At 68.4% G+C, this 15,446-nt stretch carries 10 protein-coding genes; 4 read left to right on the forward strand and 6 right to left on the reverse strand.

Going from position 1 to position 15,446, the window contains the following annotated elements; translation table 11 throughout:
• Positions 1-10: 10 nt before the first annotated feature.
• From ACFQQC_RS09250 to ACFQQC_RS09260, 3 genes are all read right to left on the reverse strand, one after another.
• Entirely contained in the window at positions 11-1,786 is a 1,776-nt protein-coding gene (locus ACFQQC_RS09250) for an SLC13 family permease (RefSeq protein ID WP_376861863.1), read from the reverse strand.
• A 63-nt stretch (positions 1,787-1,849) separates the two neighbouring features.
• Positions 1,850-2,968: a hypothetical protein gene (locus ACFQQC_RS09255; RefSeq protein ID WP_376861865.1), complete on the reverse strand. Its 1,119-nt coding sequence runs from the start codon at positions 2,966-2,968 to the stop codon at positions 1,850-1,852.
• 25 nt (positions 2,969-2,993) lie between these two features.
• Entirely contained in the window at positions 2,994-3,323 is a 330-nt protein-coding gene (locus tag ACFQQC_RS09260) for a PadR family transcriptional regulator (protein WP_376861866.1), read from the reverse strand.
• A 213-nt stretch (positions 3,324-3,536) separates the two neighbouring features.
• Here ACFQQC_RS09260 and upp point away from each other — a divergent pair, with 213 nt between their 5' ends.
• On the forward strand, positions 3,537-4,181 hold the full coding sequence (gene upp, locus ACFQQC_RS09265) for a uracil phosphoribosyltransferase (RefSeq protein ID WP_376861868.1): 645 nt from the start codon (positions 3,537-3,539) through the stop codon (positions 4,179-4,181).
• On the opposite strand, the gene ACFQQC_RS09270 is transcribed toward upp, so the two are convergent.
• Both ACFQQC_RS09270 and ACFQQC_RS09275 read right to left on the reverse strand, forming a co-directional pair.
• Positions 4,178-7,756, reverse strand: coding sequence for an ABC transporter permease/M1 family aminopeptidase (locus ACFQQC_RS09270; protein WP_376861870.1), 3,579 nt, complete (start codon positions 7,754-7,756; stop codon positions 4,178-4,180). The two genes, upp and ACFQQC_RS09270, sit on opposite strands and share 4 nt — an antisense overlap.
• Positions 7,757-7,766: 10 nt before the next feature.
• Positions 7,767-8,648: an ABC transporter ATP-binding protein gene (locus tag ACFQQC_RS09275; protein ID WP_376861873.1), complete on the reverse strand. Its 882-nt coding sequence runs from the start codon at positions 8,646-8,648 to the stop codon at positions 7,767-7,769.
• A 193-nt stretch (positions 8,649-8,841) separates the two neighbouring features.
• Between ACFQQC_RS09275 and ACFQQC_RS09280 the strand changes: the two genes are divergently transcribed.
• Positions 8,842-10,641 (forward strand): type I secretion system permease/ATPase, encoded by a 1,800-nt coding sequence (locus ACFQQC_RS09280; RefSeq protein ID WP_376861876.1) that lies wholly within the window; start codon positions 8,842-8,844, stop codon positions 10,639-10,641.
• Positions 10,638-12,044 (forward strand): HlyD family type I secretion periplasmic adaptor subunit, encoded by a 1,407-nt coding sequence (locus tag ACFQQC_RS09285; protein WP_376861879.1) that lies wholly within the window; start codon positions 10,638-10,640, stop codon positions 12,042-12,044. Before ACFQQC_RS09280 ends, ACFQQC_RS09285 begins: the two co-directional genes overlap by 4 nt.
• 88 nt (positions 12,045-12,132) lie before the next feature.
• Here ACFQQC_RS09285 and ACFQQC_RS09290 read toward each other — a convergent pair whose 3' ends face one another.
• Complete coding sequence (locus ACFQQC_RS09290) at positions 12,133-14,235, reverse strand: malate synthase G (RefSeq protein WP_376861882.1); 2,103 nt, start codon at positions 14,233-14,235, stop codon at positions 12,133-12,135.
• Between the two features lie 491 nt (positions 14,236-14,726).
• Between ACFQQC_RS09290 and ACFQQC_RS09295 the strand changes: the two genes are divergently transcribed.
• Complete coding sequence (locus ACFQQC_RS09295; protein ID WP_376861885.1) at positions 14,727-15,359, forward strand: DUF1345 domain-containing protein; 633 nt, start codon at positions 14,727-14,729, stop codon at positions 15,357-15,359.
• Positions 15,360-15,446 lie beyond the last annotated feature (87 nt).

Consider the following 15,446-nt stretch of genomic DNA (forward strand, 5'->3'; position numbering starts at 1 on the left):
GTCGCGTCCCTTACAGCGGCCAGAACAGCAGGATCAGCGGCGGCCCGGCCAGCAGCACCAGCAAACTCAACGGCGCCCCCAGCCTCGCGTAATCCCCGAAGCGGTACCCGCCCGGCCCCATGACCAGGGTGTTGCACTGGTGGCCGATGGGGGTGAGGAAATCGCAGGCCGCGCCAACCGCCACCGCCATCAGGAAGGCGTTGGGATTGTAGCCCAGCTGGGTCGCCAGACTGGCCCCGATGGGGGCCACGATCAGCACCGTCGCGGCGTTGTTCAGGAAGGGCGTCACCGCCATGGCCGCGAACATCAGCCCGCCGACCGCCAGCACCCCCGGCAGGTGGGTGAACAGTCCGCTCAGCCCCGCCGCGATCAGGTCGGCGCCGCCGGTCTTCTGGATGGCGTCCGAGACCGGGATCAGGGCGGCGATCAGGATCAGCAGGGGGCCATCCAGCGCCGCATAGGCCTCACGCATCTTCAGCCCGCCCAGCGCCACGATCACCACCGCCGCGCCGAAGAAGGCGATGGACACCGGCACGACGCCGAAACCCACCAGCGTCATGGCCACGGCCAGCACCACCGCCGGCAGGAACCGCTTGCGCACGCTGCCCAGCCGCACATCCCGCTCGGCCAGCGGCAGCAGGTCCAGCGCCTTCAGCGCCGTCGGCATGCCCGCCTCCCCGCCCTGCAGCAGGATCACATCGCCCGCCTGCAGCCGCGCCGAGCGCAGCTTCTGCGTCAGCTCATAGCCGCTGCGCGACACCCCGATCAGGTTGACGCCGTACTGGCCGTACAGGTCCGCCGCCCGCACCGACTGGCCGGACAGGGGCGAGTTGCGGCCGATCACCGCCTCGATGACCTGCACCTCGTCGGTCGGCTGCTCCAGCATCACCGGCCGGTCCTCGCGAACCAGCTGCAGGCGGCTGGCGGCGAGGAAGCCTTCCAGCGCCTCGGGCCCGCCCTCGATCAGCAGGGTGTCGCCGACCAGAACCTTGTGGTTGCCGCGCGGACTGGCCGTGCGCTTCTGGCCCCGGATCAGGGCGAGGATGCGCACCTCCCCGTCCCCCATGGCGGTCAGGCCCTTGATCGTCGGATTGGGCGAGGTCCACCCCTCCGGCGCCCGCGCCTCGGTCGCATAGCCGTTCGCTGCCAGCGCCTCACCCAGACTGACGGAGCCCTTGCGATCCTTCGGCAGCAGGCGGTAGCCGAACGCCAGAAAGACCAGCGCCATCGCCGTCAGCGCCAGACCGACCGGTGCATAGTCGTACATGCCGAAGGGCTGGCCCAGCAGGTCGTTACGAACCTCGGCCACGATGATGTTGGGCGCCGTGCCGACCAGGGTCACCATCCCGCCGGCCATCGCCCCGAAGGCCATCGGCATCAGCAGCCGCGAGGGGGACGAACCGGTCTTGCGGCTGACCTGCAGGGCCACCGGCATCATGATGGCCAGCGCCCCGACGTTCTTGGTCACCATCGACAGCAAGGTCACCGCGACGGTCAGGACGGGCGTCTGGCTGCGCTCGGTCTTCAGCAGGGGCAGCACCCGCTTCAGCGCCATCTCGACAATGCCGGACCGGGCGAAGGCGGCGCTGACCACCAGAGCCGCGGCGATGATCACCGTCACATCATTGCGGAAGCCGTCGAAGGCGGCCTCGGCGGGGATCACCCCGATCGCCAGCCCCAGCACCAGCGCGCCCAGCGCGATCAGGTCATAGCGGAACCGCCCCCAGATGAAGGCGACAATGGTCAAACCCACCAGCCCGAAAGCCAGCCCCTGCTGCAGCGTCACGCCTGCCCCATCAATGAAAAGCCCCGGCGGCCGGATCGCCGCCGGGGCCTAACGCCCGAGGGTTCAGTTCGATGCTTCGGGGAGACGGCGATCCTTACCGGTGAGCAACCGGCCCAACGCCCCGATAACCTTGGACACGCCGACGATGACGCCGAAGGCCACGCACAGCATCAGGATGGTCTGCACCGGCCAGATGCCCGTCTCGAACATCGCCCGGACCCGCTCGACGAAGGCCTCCAGGTTCGGCACGAACACCACCGGCGACATGGGCGAGTAGAGCCAGAGCCAGCCGAACAGGGTCGCCTCCGCCACGCCAAAGCCGATGTCGCCCAGGGCGGTGAAGCGCACGCCGCGGCTGTGGGCCGCCCGGGTCAGGTCGAAGGCGATGCGGGCCAGCAGCAGGGCGATCAGGGGCCAGTACAGCAGGGCATGGGTCTCGGCGAGGATTCGGCCGTAGTCGACGCCGTCGATCACGCCGCCCAGATCGCGGGGCGACACATGCATCAGCGGCAGCCAGCCGCTCCACCACATCAGCACCACGCCCCAGCCCACGGCGCTGCCCAGGGCGCGGACGGTCAGCGACGCCCCCGCCTTGACCTTGGCCGGCTTGGCGACATCAGCCTTGCCGCTCCAGTCCCCCTCTCTCAGGCCGCGCGACACCGCCTCGGCGTTCAGGTTTCCCCCGAACTCGAACAGGCCCAGATCCTGAACCCGCCATTCCCGCAGGAAGCGCGGCTTCTCCTTCTGGCGCTCGATGATGAAGGCGCCCAGGGTGGCGAAGCCGATCAGGGTGATGGCGCTGGTGAACACGCTGTGGAAGGCCTGACCGATGGCCCGACCGGCTTCCACATCGCCGACGATCACGCGCACCACCACGCCCAGCACGGCGATGGCGGCGATGACGATCAGGCCCGCCTTCACCCCGAAGATCCACCAGGGATAGAGCTCCGGCCCGACGACATGCTGCGGGCCCGAGCCATAGCGGGCGGCGACCACCAGCGGATGGCCGATGTCGCGCAGGATCTCCTCCTGCTCGGCCTCGGTCAGGGGGCGGCCCAGCGCCTCCTCCTTCTCCTCGAAGCGGCTCAGGATCATGTCGCGCAGCTCGGCGACGATGTCGGCCCGCTGGTCCTGCGGCAGCTGCGCGGCGACGGCGTTCAGGTAGCGATCAATCAGGTCCATCAGACTTCCCCTTGTCCCCGGATGTTCAAAGAAGCTTGTCGAGCGAGGCGCTGATGCCCCGCCATTCGTCAGTCAGGGCGGTGAGCATCGACTCTCCCCCGGGCGACAGGACGTAGAAGCGCTTCTTCCGCTTCTCCTCCTCGCGCCATTCGCTCTGCAGCAGGCCCTGGCTCTCCAGCCGGCGCAGCAGCGGGTAGAGGGTGGATTCCTCCATCTCCAGACCGTCCGCCGCCAGCGCCTGACGCAGGGTGTAGCCGTACCGCTCGGTCCGCAGGCAGGCGAGCACCGCCAGCACCAGCGACCCGCGGCGCAACTCCAGCCGCATGCTTTCGAAAAGTTCGGGATCGAGGCTCACGCCGCGCCCTCCTGTTGCGTCACATAGTGTGTGACACACAGTGTATGGCGCATACTGTGCGAGGGAGTCAATACCGCTGTTCGATACGACCAATTCCGACGCATCGTCATGCTATGAAGGGGCCGGGGCGTGACGACGCCCGCCCGCCCTGTTCAAGTTGAAGTTCGAGTCTTCTCCCTCTCCCGAAACTCCAACATAAAAAATCGGACGCCCATGCCCGCTTCCACCGCCCACGGCGTCACCGTCGTCGACCACCCCCTGGTCACCCACAAGCTGTCGATCATGCGGGCGAAGGACACTTCGACCGTCCAGTTCCGCACCCTGCTGCGCGAGATCTCGACCCTGCTCTGCTACGAGGTCACCCGCGACCTGCCGCTGGAAGACTGGCCGCTGGAAACGCCGGTCGGACCGACCACCGGACAGAAGATCGAGGGCAAGAAGCTGGTCTTCGTCCCCATCCTCCGCGCCGGACTGGGACTGGTCGAGGGCATGCTGGACCTGGTCCCGTCCGCCCGCGTCGCCCACGTCGGCCTGTACCGCGACCCGGAAACGCTGGAGGCGGTCGAATACTATTTCCGCGCTCCGGAAGACGTCTCCGACCGCCTCTGCATCGTCGTCGATCCCATGCTGGCCACGGCGGCGTCAGCCATCGCCGCCATCGACCGGCTGAAGGCGCGCGGGGTCGCCAACCTGCGCTTCGTCTGTCTGGTCGCCGCCCCCGAAGGCGTCGCCCGTCTGCGCGCGGCCCATCCGGACGTGCCGGTCTGGGCCGCCGCCGTGGACGATCATCTGAACGACCACGGCTACATCGTCCCCGGCCTAGGCGACGCCGGCGACCGTCTGTTCGGGACGCGCTAGCTCACCGCCCTGACGTTGTCGTCCGAGTTGCGGTCGATCCACTTGTTGTAGGGATCCACCCCGGCGAACTTCGGCTCCCGCGCGCTGATGAAGCGCAGGGTCTGCACCCCGCTCCGGATCGGACGACGCTCCATCAGGATCACGTCGTTCTGGTCGAAGCGGCCCGTGCCCGGCTCGGCGGTGAACAGGCCGACGTCGAAGCTCTCGTTCAGCGGCGCGGGCGTCTCGGCGCCCTTGCCGTCGGCGTACAGCTTGCGGGCGTCGACCGTGACCGCGACGTCCCAGCGACCATCGGCCCGGCGCGTGGCCGTCACCCCGGTCGTCTTGACGTCATACAGGGTGATCTTCTCCATCAGGTCGGTGATCAGCGCCTGCTTGTCCGCCGGAGCCTCGGCCCGCAGGGCGGCGACCAGATCCAGCGAGCGCGGATAGGGCGCGCCCTTGAAGGCGTACTGGCGCAGCACCCGCTGCAGGGCGCGGTTGACCGCATCCTCGCCCAGTTGGTCGCGCAGCAGGTACATGACCAGCCCGCCCTTCTGATAGTGGATGTACTGCTGGTTCTCGTTCCGGAAGAGCGGCATCTCCTCCAGCCGCTCCATGCCGCGACCACGCAGGTAGCGGTCCAGCTCGAACTTGAGGAAGCGGCGGATGTCGTCGCGCCCGTACATCTTCTCCATGACCATCAGCGCCGAATATTGCGCCAGGGTCTCGGACAGCACGGTCATGCCCTGCTGGTTGGAGCCGACCACCTGGTGCGCCCACCACTGGTGCGCCATCTCGTGCGCCGTGACGTAGGTGACGTAGTCGATCTTCGTCGGATCCGAGAAGTCGGCGATGAAGCCGATCCCCTCGGAGTAGGGCATGGTGTTGGCGAAGGCTTGAGCGTAGCTGGCGTAGTCCGGGAACTCGATGATCCGCGCCTGCCGGAACTGATACGGGCTGAAGGCCCGGGTATAATAGTCCAGCGACGCCTGCATCGCCTCGATCATCCGCGGCGCGTTCCGGGCGTGCTGGGCGTCATGATAGACCTCCAGCGTCACTCCGTTGTGCTGGCGGCGCAGGATTTCGTACCGGGCCGACTGCACCGAGAAGAAGTGCAGGATCGGGGCTTCGGTGACGAAGCGGGCGGTGCGGCGACCGTCGCGGGTGACGTCCGAAACCTTGTATCCCGGGGCGATCGGGGTCTGGTCGGCGTCGGTTGTCACCGTGATGTCCGCGTTCACCCAGTCGGCGCCGATGTAGTTGCGGCCGCGCGCGCTTTCGTCTTCCAGCTTGGCCGGGCGCAGCTCAGCCGGCAGGCCGTGCTTGCGGCGCTTGGCGCGGTCGTCGAGCAGGCCGTTGCGGTTCATGCCGATGGTCGGGCCGAACTCGTTCTGGCTGACGAAGGTGCCGTTATCGACAATGCGGGTGGTGTTGCCGCTGGCCTTGAAGCCGCGCTGGGCCATCACCGTCTCGAAGGTCATGGTCCGGCGATCGCCCGGCTGCAGCGGCGTGGCGAACCGATAGATGGTGTAGTTGAACTCGGGCCAGTCGCGGGCCTTGGTCGCCCCTTCGATGTTCAGGGCGCGGATGTCCAGATCGTCGGGCCAGCGCAGGTGGATCTCGTTGACCGGACCCTGGGTCCGGTTTTCCAGAACCCAGGTCGCTTGCGCGTTCAGGCGCGGCTCGTGCGGATGCAGGTCCAGCACCAGTTTCACGTCGGCGACCGACGGTTGCGGCGTGTTCTCGTAGCGCAGCAGGGCCTTCTCGCCATCCGCCATGCGGCGTTCCTCGGCGTCCCGGGTGCGGTACTCGTTCCAGACGTTGGTGTTGGTGTAGATGAAGCCGCCCAGACCGATGAAGGCCAGCACGGCGACCGCCCCGATCACGCCCGCCGGGCCGACCAGACGGCGCGGGAAGCGCTTCAGCCGCGGCGCCAGACGGGTCTCGGTCCCGCGCCGCCACAGGCCGTAAACGACCACCAGCAGCACCACGGCGAACGCGGTCCAGTACAGGTCGAACCAGCTGTTGAAGAGGGCGAAATCGCCGCGACCGTTCATGTCCGACAGGGGTACGCTGATCCCGTTGCCGTACTGATAGATCGGGTGGTCAAATCCCAGATTGCTGAGCACGATGGTCGAGATCATGTAGACCACCATGATCGCCCAGCCGACGAACTTGTTGGGCGACAGGGCCTGCACGAAGATGGCCAGCACCGCCAGCAGGGTGAAGCTGATCGCCTGCGGCAGGGCGTACCACATCAGGTATTTGCCCAGTTCGAAATCGAAATAGCCCTTGATCGCCTGGGTGGCGACGCCGGCCAGAATGCCGACGAGCGCGGTCGACAGCAGCACGAGCGCCAGCGCCAGCGTCTTGGGCACAAGGAAGGTCCAGTCGGGCGCGGCCGAGGCGTCGATGATCTCGTGGATCTTGCGCTCACGATCGCGCCAGATCAGCTCGCCCGAATAGTAGATGGCGATGACGATGGAGATCAGGCCGAAGGCGCCGAACAGGGCCGTGATGGCCACCCGGGTGACCAGCAGGATCGGCGCCCCATACATCTCGCCGCTGAAGAACAGCATGGCCAGGGCGAAGGCGAAGCCCAGCAGCATCAGCACCACATAGGCCGGACTGCGGAAGATCAGACTCATCTCGAAGGCCGTGCGCGAGACGAGCTGGGCCCAGGCGGCCTTCAGCCCGTGCGTCGGCTGCGGCAGGTGGCCGATGGCGGTGACGACCGGTTCGGGCGCGGCCTCGACCATGGCGCGCAGACGGTCAGCCTTCTTCGCCTTGGCGCCGCGTGGCGACGGCTGGAACAGGGCCCAGGTCGAGGCGAGCAGCGCCACGCCCACCAGGGTCCACAACACCCGGTTCCAGAGCAGCACGCCCTCCAGCGGGGCATTGATCGTGTTCCGCTCGGCGGCGGTCCAGTATTTGGTCGCCAGGCCATAGGCGCCCGAACCGAACGGCTCGCCCCAGGCGAGGGCCGTCTCGAACTCGGGCCGGGAGCCCAGAACCCCGGTGCTGACCAGATAGAGGATGATCACCCCGACCACGCCGACATAGGTCGCCATCATCGAGCGGGTGACCGTGGCCAGCATGAAGAACAGGGCCGAAGTCAGGAACAGGCCGGTCAGGCCATAGACGCCATAGGCGTAGAGATAGTCGAACGGGCGGAAGGCCCCGAGCGTCTCGGGATCCACCCACGGCATGAGCGTACCCGCGAGGGTGCCGAACGAGATGCTTATGTAGCAGACGGCCGTCGCCGCGAAGGCGCCGAAGAACCGTCCGAACAGATAGGACGACTTGCTGACCGGGGTGGACAGGATCAGCGGGCCGTAGCCGGTCGAGGTGTCCCGCGCGACCGCATTGGCCACGATCGCCGTCGACCCCAGCATGAAGAAGACATTGAAGGCGATGTGGGCGATCGCCAGCGAATAGGGGGCGTTCTTGAAGACATTGCCGCCCGAGCCGAGCGAGACGTTCTCACTGGCCACCGCGCCGAAGGACAGCAGGGCGAAGACGATGAAGATGACCCAGAACGCCGGCTGGCGCAGCTGGTAGCGGAATTCGAAGCTGGCGATCTTTCCGAACATGGCGATGGCCTCAAGCGGCCGCGCGGCGCGACTTGGAGACGGTCGCCAGATAGACGTCCTCCAGTCCGCCCGACGCGCTTTCGAACCCGTCGCCCGGAGGGGTGTCGGACAGGATGTGGATCACGGTGCGGCCGCCCAGCAGCCGGGTCGAGATGACCTCGTAGCGCTTGCGGAACTCCGGCAACTCCGGCTTGTCGATCACCCGTTTCCAGATACGGCCTTCCAGCGCGTGCTGCAGTTCGGTCGGCGCGCCCTCCAGCTGGATCTTGCCGCCGGCCAGAACCGCCATGCGCGGGCACAGGTCGGTCACGTCGCCGACGATATGGGTCGACAGGATGACGACCACGTTCTCGCCGACCTCGGCCAGCAGGTTGAGGAAGCGGTTGCGCTCCTCCGGGTCCAGACCCGCGGTGGGCTCGTCGACGATGATCAGTTCGGGGTTGCCGATCAGGGCCTGGGCGATGCCGAAGCGCTGGCGCATGCCGCCCGAGAAGCCCGCCAGGGCCTTGCTCCGCACCGGCCACAGATTGACCTGATGCAGCAGGGCCTCGACCGTCTCCTTTCGCTCCTTGCCATTGGCGACGCCCTTCAGCACGGCCATGTGGTTCAGCATGTCGTAGGCCGAGACCCGCGGATAGACGCCGAAATCCTGCGGAAGGTAGCCGAGCACCCGGCGCAGCTTCTCCGGTTCGGCCACCACATCGATGTCGCCGAAGCGGATCGAACCCGACGTCGGGCTCTGCAGGGTGGCGATCGAGCGCATCAGGGTGGACTTGCCCGCCCCGTTCGGCCCCAGCAGGCCGAACATCCCCTTGGGAATGGTCAGGTTGACGTCATCCAGAGCGCGGGTTCCGTTCCCATAGACATGAGTCAGGTTCTCGATCGTCAGCATGGCGTCCCCCTTACAAAAGCCGATGGCCACCGTGTCGCGCGGGCGCGAGGGCGGCAAGTTAAAGTTGGGTCACAAACGCGCGGAACGGGCGCGCGGAACGGGCGCGCAGACGGGCGTGACGCACGGACCACTATGTCTTGAACCGCCAGCGGGTTAGACTGTCGCCGGACAACCGCAGGACCCGACCCCGCCCGTGCTTAAAAACCTGCTGCCCAGCAAGCCGGGGACCGAGCCCCTCGCCGAGGCGCTGAAGGCGTGCCGGACCCATTTCGTCTGGGCGGCGGTCTTCTCGGCCCTTGTCAACCTGCTCTACCTGACGCCGACCCTCTACATGATGCAGGTCTATGACCGCGTCGTTCCCACCGGCGGCATCGAGACCCTGCTGCTGGTCACCGTGGTCGCCGTCTTCGCGCTGGGCGCGCTGGCGGGGCTGGACTGGCTGCGCGGACGACTGATGCTGCGCGCCGGCCTGCGGCTGGACCGTCTGCTGTCCGGCAAGGTGCTGCAGCGGGTCGTCGACATCCAGGCCAAGGCGCCGTCGACCCATGCGCTGCGCGAGTTCGATCACGTCCGCGGCGCTATCGGCGGTCAGGGCATGCTGGCCCTGTTCGACGCCCCGTGGACGCCGATCTATCTGCTGTGCTGCTTCCTGCTGCACCCGGCCATCGGCCTGCTGACCCTGGTCGGCGGCGGCATCCTGTTCACCCTCGCCTGGCTGAACGAGCGCGACACCCGCCCGCGTCTCGCCAAGGCCATCCAGTCGCAGAACCATGCCTATGCCGCGCAGGAAGCCGTCGCGGGCCAGTCCGAGGTCGTGCGCGCGCTGGGCATGCGGCAGTCCTCCATCAGCCGCCAGATCGACCAGCGCCGCCGGGCCACAGCCGCCCAGGCCGACGCCCAGCTGGCCGGCGGCCGCTATTCGGGCGCCATCAAATTCCTGCGCCTGATCATGCAGTCGGCGGCTCTGGGTCTCGCCGCCTGGCTGGCGGTGAAGAGCCAGATCTCTCCCGGCTCCATCATCGCCTCGTCGGTCCTGCTGAGCCGCGCCGTCGCGCCGGTCGAGCTGCTGGTCGGGGTGTGGCCCAGCCTGGTGCAGGCGCGCGCCAGCTGGAAGACGCTGACCGACCTGTTCGCCGGCACCGCCGAGGTGGAACGCGAGCGCACCGCCCTGCCCGATCCGGTTGGCCGGCTTCAGGTCGAGGGCGTGTCGGTGAAATTCCCGGACACCGAGGCCCCGCAGCTGCGCAGCGTCACCTTCACCCTGCAGCCCGGCCAGACGCTGGGTGTCGTCGGCGCCAGCGGCTCGGGCAAGACGACGCTGGCGCGGGTGCTGTCCGGCGCGCTGAAGCCGCACGGCGGCGCCATCCGTCTGGACGGGGCGGAGTTTGACGCGCGCGACGGCGACGAACTGGCGCGCTGGATCGGCTATCTGCCGCAGGTGCCCAGCCTGTTCGCCGGGACGATCAAGGACAATATCTCGCGCTTCTCGACCGCCACCGGCGTGGATCAGGAAAGCGCCGACCGCGACGCGGTGAAGGCCGCCATCGCCGCGGGCGCGCACGAGCTGATCCTGCGCCTGCCCAAGGGGTATGACACCATCCTGGGCCCGTTCGGACAGGGCCTGTCCGCCGGTCAGGCCCAGCGGGTGGCGCTGGCCCGGGCCCTGTACCGCGACCCGGTCCTGCTGGTGCTGGACGAGCCGAACTCCAACCTCGACCAGGAGGGCGAAGCGGCCCTCATGCAGGCCATCCTCGGCGCCTCGGCGCGGGGCGCGGCCGTGGTCATCATCGCCCACCGCGCGGGGGTTCTGGCCCGGGTGGACCGCCTGCTGATGATGCGCGACGGCGTGGTCCAGCTGGAAGGGCCGCGCGAAGAGGTGCTGGAGAAGATGCGCGCCAACGCTCCGCGCGCCGCAGGCCAGCCTCGGGTCGCCGCCCCCTCCTCGCCCGCCGCTTCGCAGGCCCCGGCCCAAGCCCAGCGACCCAAGTCATGACCGACACCGCCGCGCCCGGGGGATCGCTCGATCCCGCGCCGGAGCCCTCTCCCTCGTCCGCGCCTGCTCCCGCGTCCCGTCCCGCGCCTGAACCGCCCGTCGTCGTCACGGACGCGCCTCGGCTGGAGCTGAGAATCGGCGGCGCGATCATCGTGGCCTTCTTCGTCATCTTCCTCGGCTGGGCAGCCTTCGCTCCGCTGGACGCCGGCGCCTTCGCGCAGGGGCAGGTGGCGGTGTCCGGCAACCGGCAGGCGGTGCAGCACCGCGAGGGCGGCGTGGTCAGCGCCCTGCATGTGCGCGAAGGCGACACCGTCCAGCGCGGCCAGATCCTGCTGACCCTGTCCAGCGGCGAGCTTCGCGCGACAGAGCGCGGCGTCTCGGGTCAGGTCTATGCCCTGATCGCGCAGCGGGCCCGGCTGGTGGCCGAGCGCGACGGCCTGCGCGCCATCCCCCAGCCGCAGGAGTTCGCCAACCTGCCGCCCGAGGATGCGGCGCTGGCGCAGGAGAGCCTGCGCATCCAGCAACTGCAGTTCGGCGCCCGCCGCACCGGCCGCACGACCGAGACCGGGGTGCTGGGCCAGCGCATCGCCCAGCTCAATGACCAGATCGACGGCTACCAGCGACAGATCGAGGCCAACCAGGAACAGCAGCGGCTGATCCAGGAGGAACTGGTCGGCATGCGCGACCTGGCCGCCAAGGGCTATGCGCCGCAGACGCGGGTGCGGGCGCTGGAGCGGACCGCGGCCCAGCTGGACGGCGAGCTCGGCTCGCTGCGCGCCCAGATCGCCCGCTCGCGCGAGGCGGTCGGCGAGACCCGGCTGCAGATGTCCGGGGTCGACAGCAAGCTGGGCGAGGACGTCGCCGACCAGCTGCGCCAGATCGACATCCAGCTGAACGAGCTGCGCCCGAAGATGACTGAACTGCGCGCCCAGATCGCCCGCAGCGAGGTGCGCGCCCCGGCCACCGGCCAGGTCGTGGGCCTGACCATCTTCACCCAGGGCGGGGTGATCCAGCCGGGCCAGACCCTGATGGAGGTCGTCCCGCGCGACGCCTCGCAGGTGATCGTGGCCCAGGTCCTGCCCACCGACATCGACAACCTGAGCATCGGGCAGGAGACCGAGGTCAAGTTCACCGGCTTGCGCGAGCGGAATCCGCCGCTGGTCTTCGGGCGGGTGGCCAGCATCTCGGCCGACAGCTTCCAGATGGAGGAGAGCGGGGCCTCCTTTTATCGCGCCGAAATCGTCGTGCCGGCGGACGAACTGGCCAAGCTGGGCCGCGCCACCGAAAGCCTGCGCCCCGGCGCCCCGGTCGAGGTGGTCATCCTGCTGCGCAAGCGCACGGCGCTGGCCTATCTGATCGAACCCCTGACCCGGAACCTGTGGCGGTCGGGGAGTGAGCAGTAGGGGAAGGGATGAGGGAACAGGTTTCAGGTTAAAGGGCGGCTGACCTGTCGCCCGGCGTCCCTGAAACCTGACACCTGGAACCTGATCCCTATCCCGCCTTCTTCTCCGCCCGGAACCGGTGCAGGAGGGGCTCGGTGTAGCCGCTGGGCTGTTCCACGCCCTCGAAAACCAGGGCCCGGGCGGCCTTGAAGGCGATGCTGCCAGCCGGGTTCGACGCCATCGGCTCGTAGAGCGGGTCGGCGGCGTTCTGGGCATCGACGCGGGCGGCCATCTTCAGCAGGGCGGCGTCCACCTGTTCCGCCGTGCACACCCCGTGCAGCAGCCAGTTGGCCATGTGCTGGGACGAGATGCGCAGGGTGGCCCGGTCCTCCATCAGGCCGACGTCGTGGATGTCCGGCACCTTGGAGCAGCCGACGCCCTGATCGATCCAGCGCACGACGTAGCCGAGCAGGCCCTGGGCGTTGTTCTCCAGCTCCTGCGTCACCTCTTCCGCCGACCAGTTGCGGCCCGCCGCGAGGGGGGCGGTCAGCAGGGGCTCGAGGCCGGGGGTAGGCTTCGCCGCGATCTCGGCGCGCAGGGCGAAGACGTCGGTCTGGTGATAGTGCAGCGCGTGCAGGGTCGCGGCGGTCGGTGAAGGCACCCAGGCGGTGTTGGCGCCGGTCTTCGGATGGGCGGCCTTCTGCTCCAGCATGGCCTGCATCTGGTCCGGCGCGGCCCACATGCCCTTGCCGATCTGGGCCCGGCCCGAGAGGCCGCACTTCAGGCCGATGGCGACGTTTCGCGCCTCATAGGCGCTGATCCAGTCCGACGACTTCATCTCGGCCTTGCGGACCACGGGACCGGCCCGCATGGCGGTGTGGATCTCGTCCCCGGTGCGGTCGAGGAAGCCGGTGTTGATGAAGACCAGCCGGTGCTGGACCTGCCACAGGCAGGCGGCCAGGTTGGCCGAGGTCCGGCGTTCCTCGTCCATGACCCCGACCTTCAGGGTCCAGCGGTCGAGGCCCAGAATGTCCTCGACCCGGTCGAACAGCTCGTTGGTGAAGGCGACCTCGTCCGGCCCGTGCATCTTGGGTTTGACGATGTAGATCGAGCCTTCGCGGCTGTTGCGAAACCGACCGTTGCCCTTCAGGTCATGGGCGCCGATGGCCGAGGTGACCAGGGCGTCCAGCACGCCCTCGAAGACCTCGGAGCCGTCCGCCAGCAGGATCGCCGGCGTGGTCATCAGGTGGCCGACGTTGCGGACGAACAGCAGGGACCGGCCCGGCAGGGTGACGGTCGAACCGTCCGGCGCGGTGACCTCCCGATCCGGGTTCAGCGCCCGGGTCAGGGTCTGGCCGCCCTTGGAGAAGGTCTCGACCAGATCGCCCTTCATCAGGCCCAGCCAGTTGCGATACGCGGCCACCTTGTCCGCCGCGTCGACGGCGGCGATGGAGTCCTCGAGGTCGACGATGGTCGACAGGGCGGCCTCCAGCACCACGTCCGAGATGCCCGAGGGATCGGTCGCGCCGATGGGATGGGACGGGTCGAACACCACCTCGATGTGCAGGCCGTTGTGGCGGAAGACGCGGCCCTTCTCAGTCTGGCCGACATACTGGGCGGGGGCCTTCAGGGCGATGCCGCCCGACGGGTCGCCGAGGTCGGCCCACGATCCGCTCTCCAGCGGCACGGCCTCGTCGAGGAACTGTTTGGCGCGGGCCACGACGCGGGCGCCGCGGGCGGCGTCATAGGGTCCGGGCGGCGGCAGGTCGCCGAGCGCGTCCGTGCCGTAGAGGGCGTCATACAGGCTGCCCCAACGGGCGTTGGCGGCGTTCAGGACGAAGCGGGCGTTGAGCGCCGGCACCACCAGCTGCGGCCCGGCCAGGGTCGCGACCTCGGCGTCCACCCGGTCGGTCTGGATGCTGAACGGCGCGGGCTCGGGGGCCAGATAGCCGATGGAGCGCAGGAAGGCGGCGGTGGCGGCGGGATCCTGCGGGCGGCCGGCGCGGTCGGCGTGCCACTGGTCGATCTTCGCCTGCAGTTCATCGCGGCGATCCAGCAGGGCGCGGTTGTCGACGGCGGCCCGTTCCAGCAAATCCGCGGCGCCGGTCCAGAACCGGTCGGCGCTGACATCCAGCCCCGGAAGCACCTCAAGCTCAATGAAATCAGCCAGTTCCTGTGCGACCTGCAGGCCTGCGCGCGACGTCATCGACATGGGCTTCTCCGGGAGCGAGGCTGTAACATTCCGTGATCACGTAGGGGAAGTCGAGCGGATTTCGCGGGTGCGGGAGGAAATTTCGCGGCGGAAAAACAGGGTGCGAACAGTGCAATCGGTGCAGATCGTCCACTCTGGAAAGACGGTCGAAATACACCGTCTATGGCGTCTATGGCGTCTATCCCGTCTATCGGCGAAGGCGAGGCAGTAGGGAGTAGGGAGTAGGGAGTAGGGAGTAGGTTAGCAGGCCGGTGCGTCAGTATTGGACGTATGGCGGCTTCCCTTCTCCCGATGGGAGAAGGTGGCGGGGCGGAGCCCCGTCGGATGAGGGTCGACTGTTTCAATCGGCCCAAGCCGACCGCCCAGAACAGTGACGCGGCTTATCGCCGAATGCTGATGATCGCCCCTCACCCTTTCGCCTTACCGATCGCTGCGCTCCCGGAGGCTCAAGCCCTCTCCCATCGGGAGAGGGAAAGAGGCACTCTCCGCCCATGACCTGGCTTCGCCTCCACTGGGCCCTGGCCCTGCTGATCCTGATCGCGGCGTCGGGCCTGTTCTGGCCGATCCCCGGCGGGTGGCCGTCGAAGGTGGCGCTGGCGTGGGATATCGGGGTCGGGTTGTTCCTGATCGAGAGCGCCATCAAGGTGATCCGCACCCGGTCCGCCGACGCCATCCGCAAGCGGGCCTCGGCGCTGGACGAGGCCGGTCCCGCCATCCTGCCGCTGGCCCTGATCGCGGCGGTCGGCAGCGTGGTCGTGGTGGTGGGCGAAGCGGCCAGCGGGGGCGGCGGACCGGCGGCGCTGGCCTTGGTGACGGTGGCCCTGTCGTGGCTGTTCGTCCACGTCATCTTCGCCTTCCATTACGCCCACGTCTTCTATTCGCCCGGGCCGAAGGGCGACCGGGGCGGGCTGCTGTTTCCGGGCGATGATCCCGAGCCCGACTACTGGGACTTCCTGCATTTCTCGCTGATCATCGGGGTGGCGTCGCAGACGGCGGATGTCCAGATCGCCGACCGGGGCATTCGCCGGACCTCGACCGTGCACAGCCTGACGGCCTTCGTGTTCAACACCGTGGTGCTGGCGCTGACGGTCAATATGGCGGTGGGGCTGCTGGGCGCGAACTGAGCTGCCGCCTTGACTTGAACACCTTTCAGGCCCATCTGCCTGCTGCACCGCACCATTTGCGGTCTCCGGCGTCTCCAGCGCGTGTGG

Origin of the sequence: Brevundimonas sp. GCM10030266, from assembly GCF_042666595.1 — a bacterium.
GTDB lineage: Bacteria > Pseudomonadota > Alphaproteobacteria > Caulobacterales > Caulobacteraceae > Brevundimonas.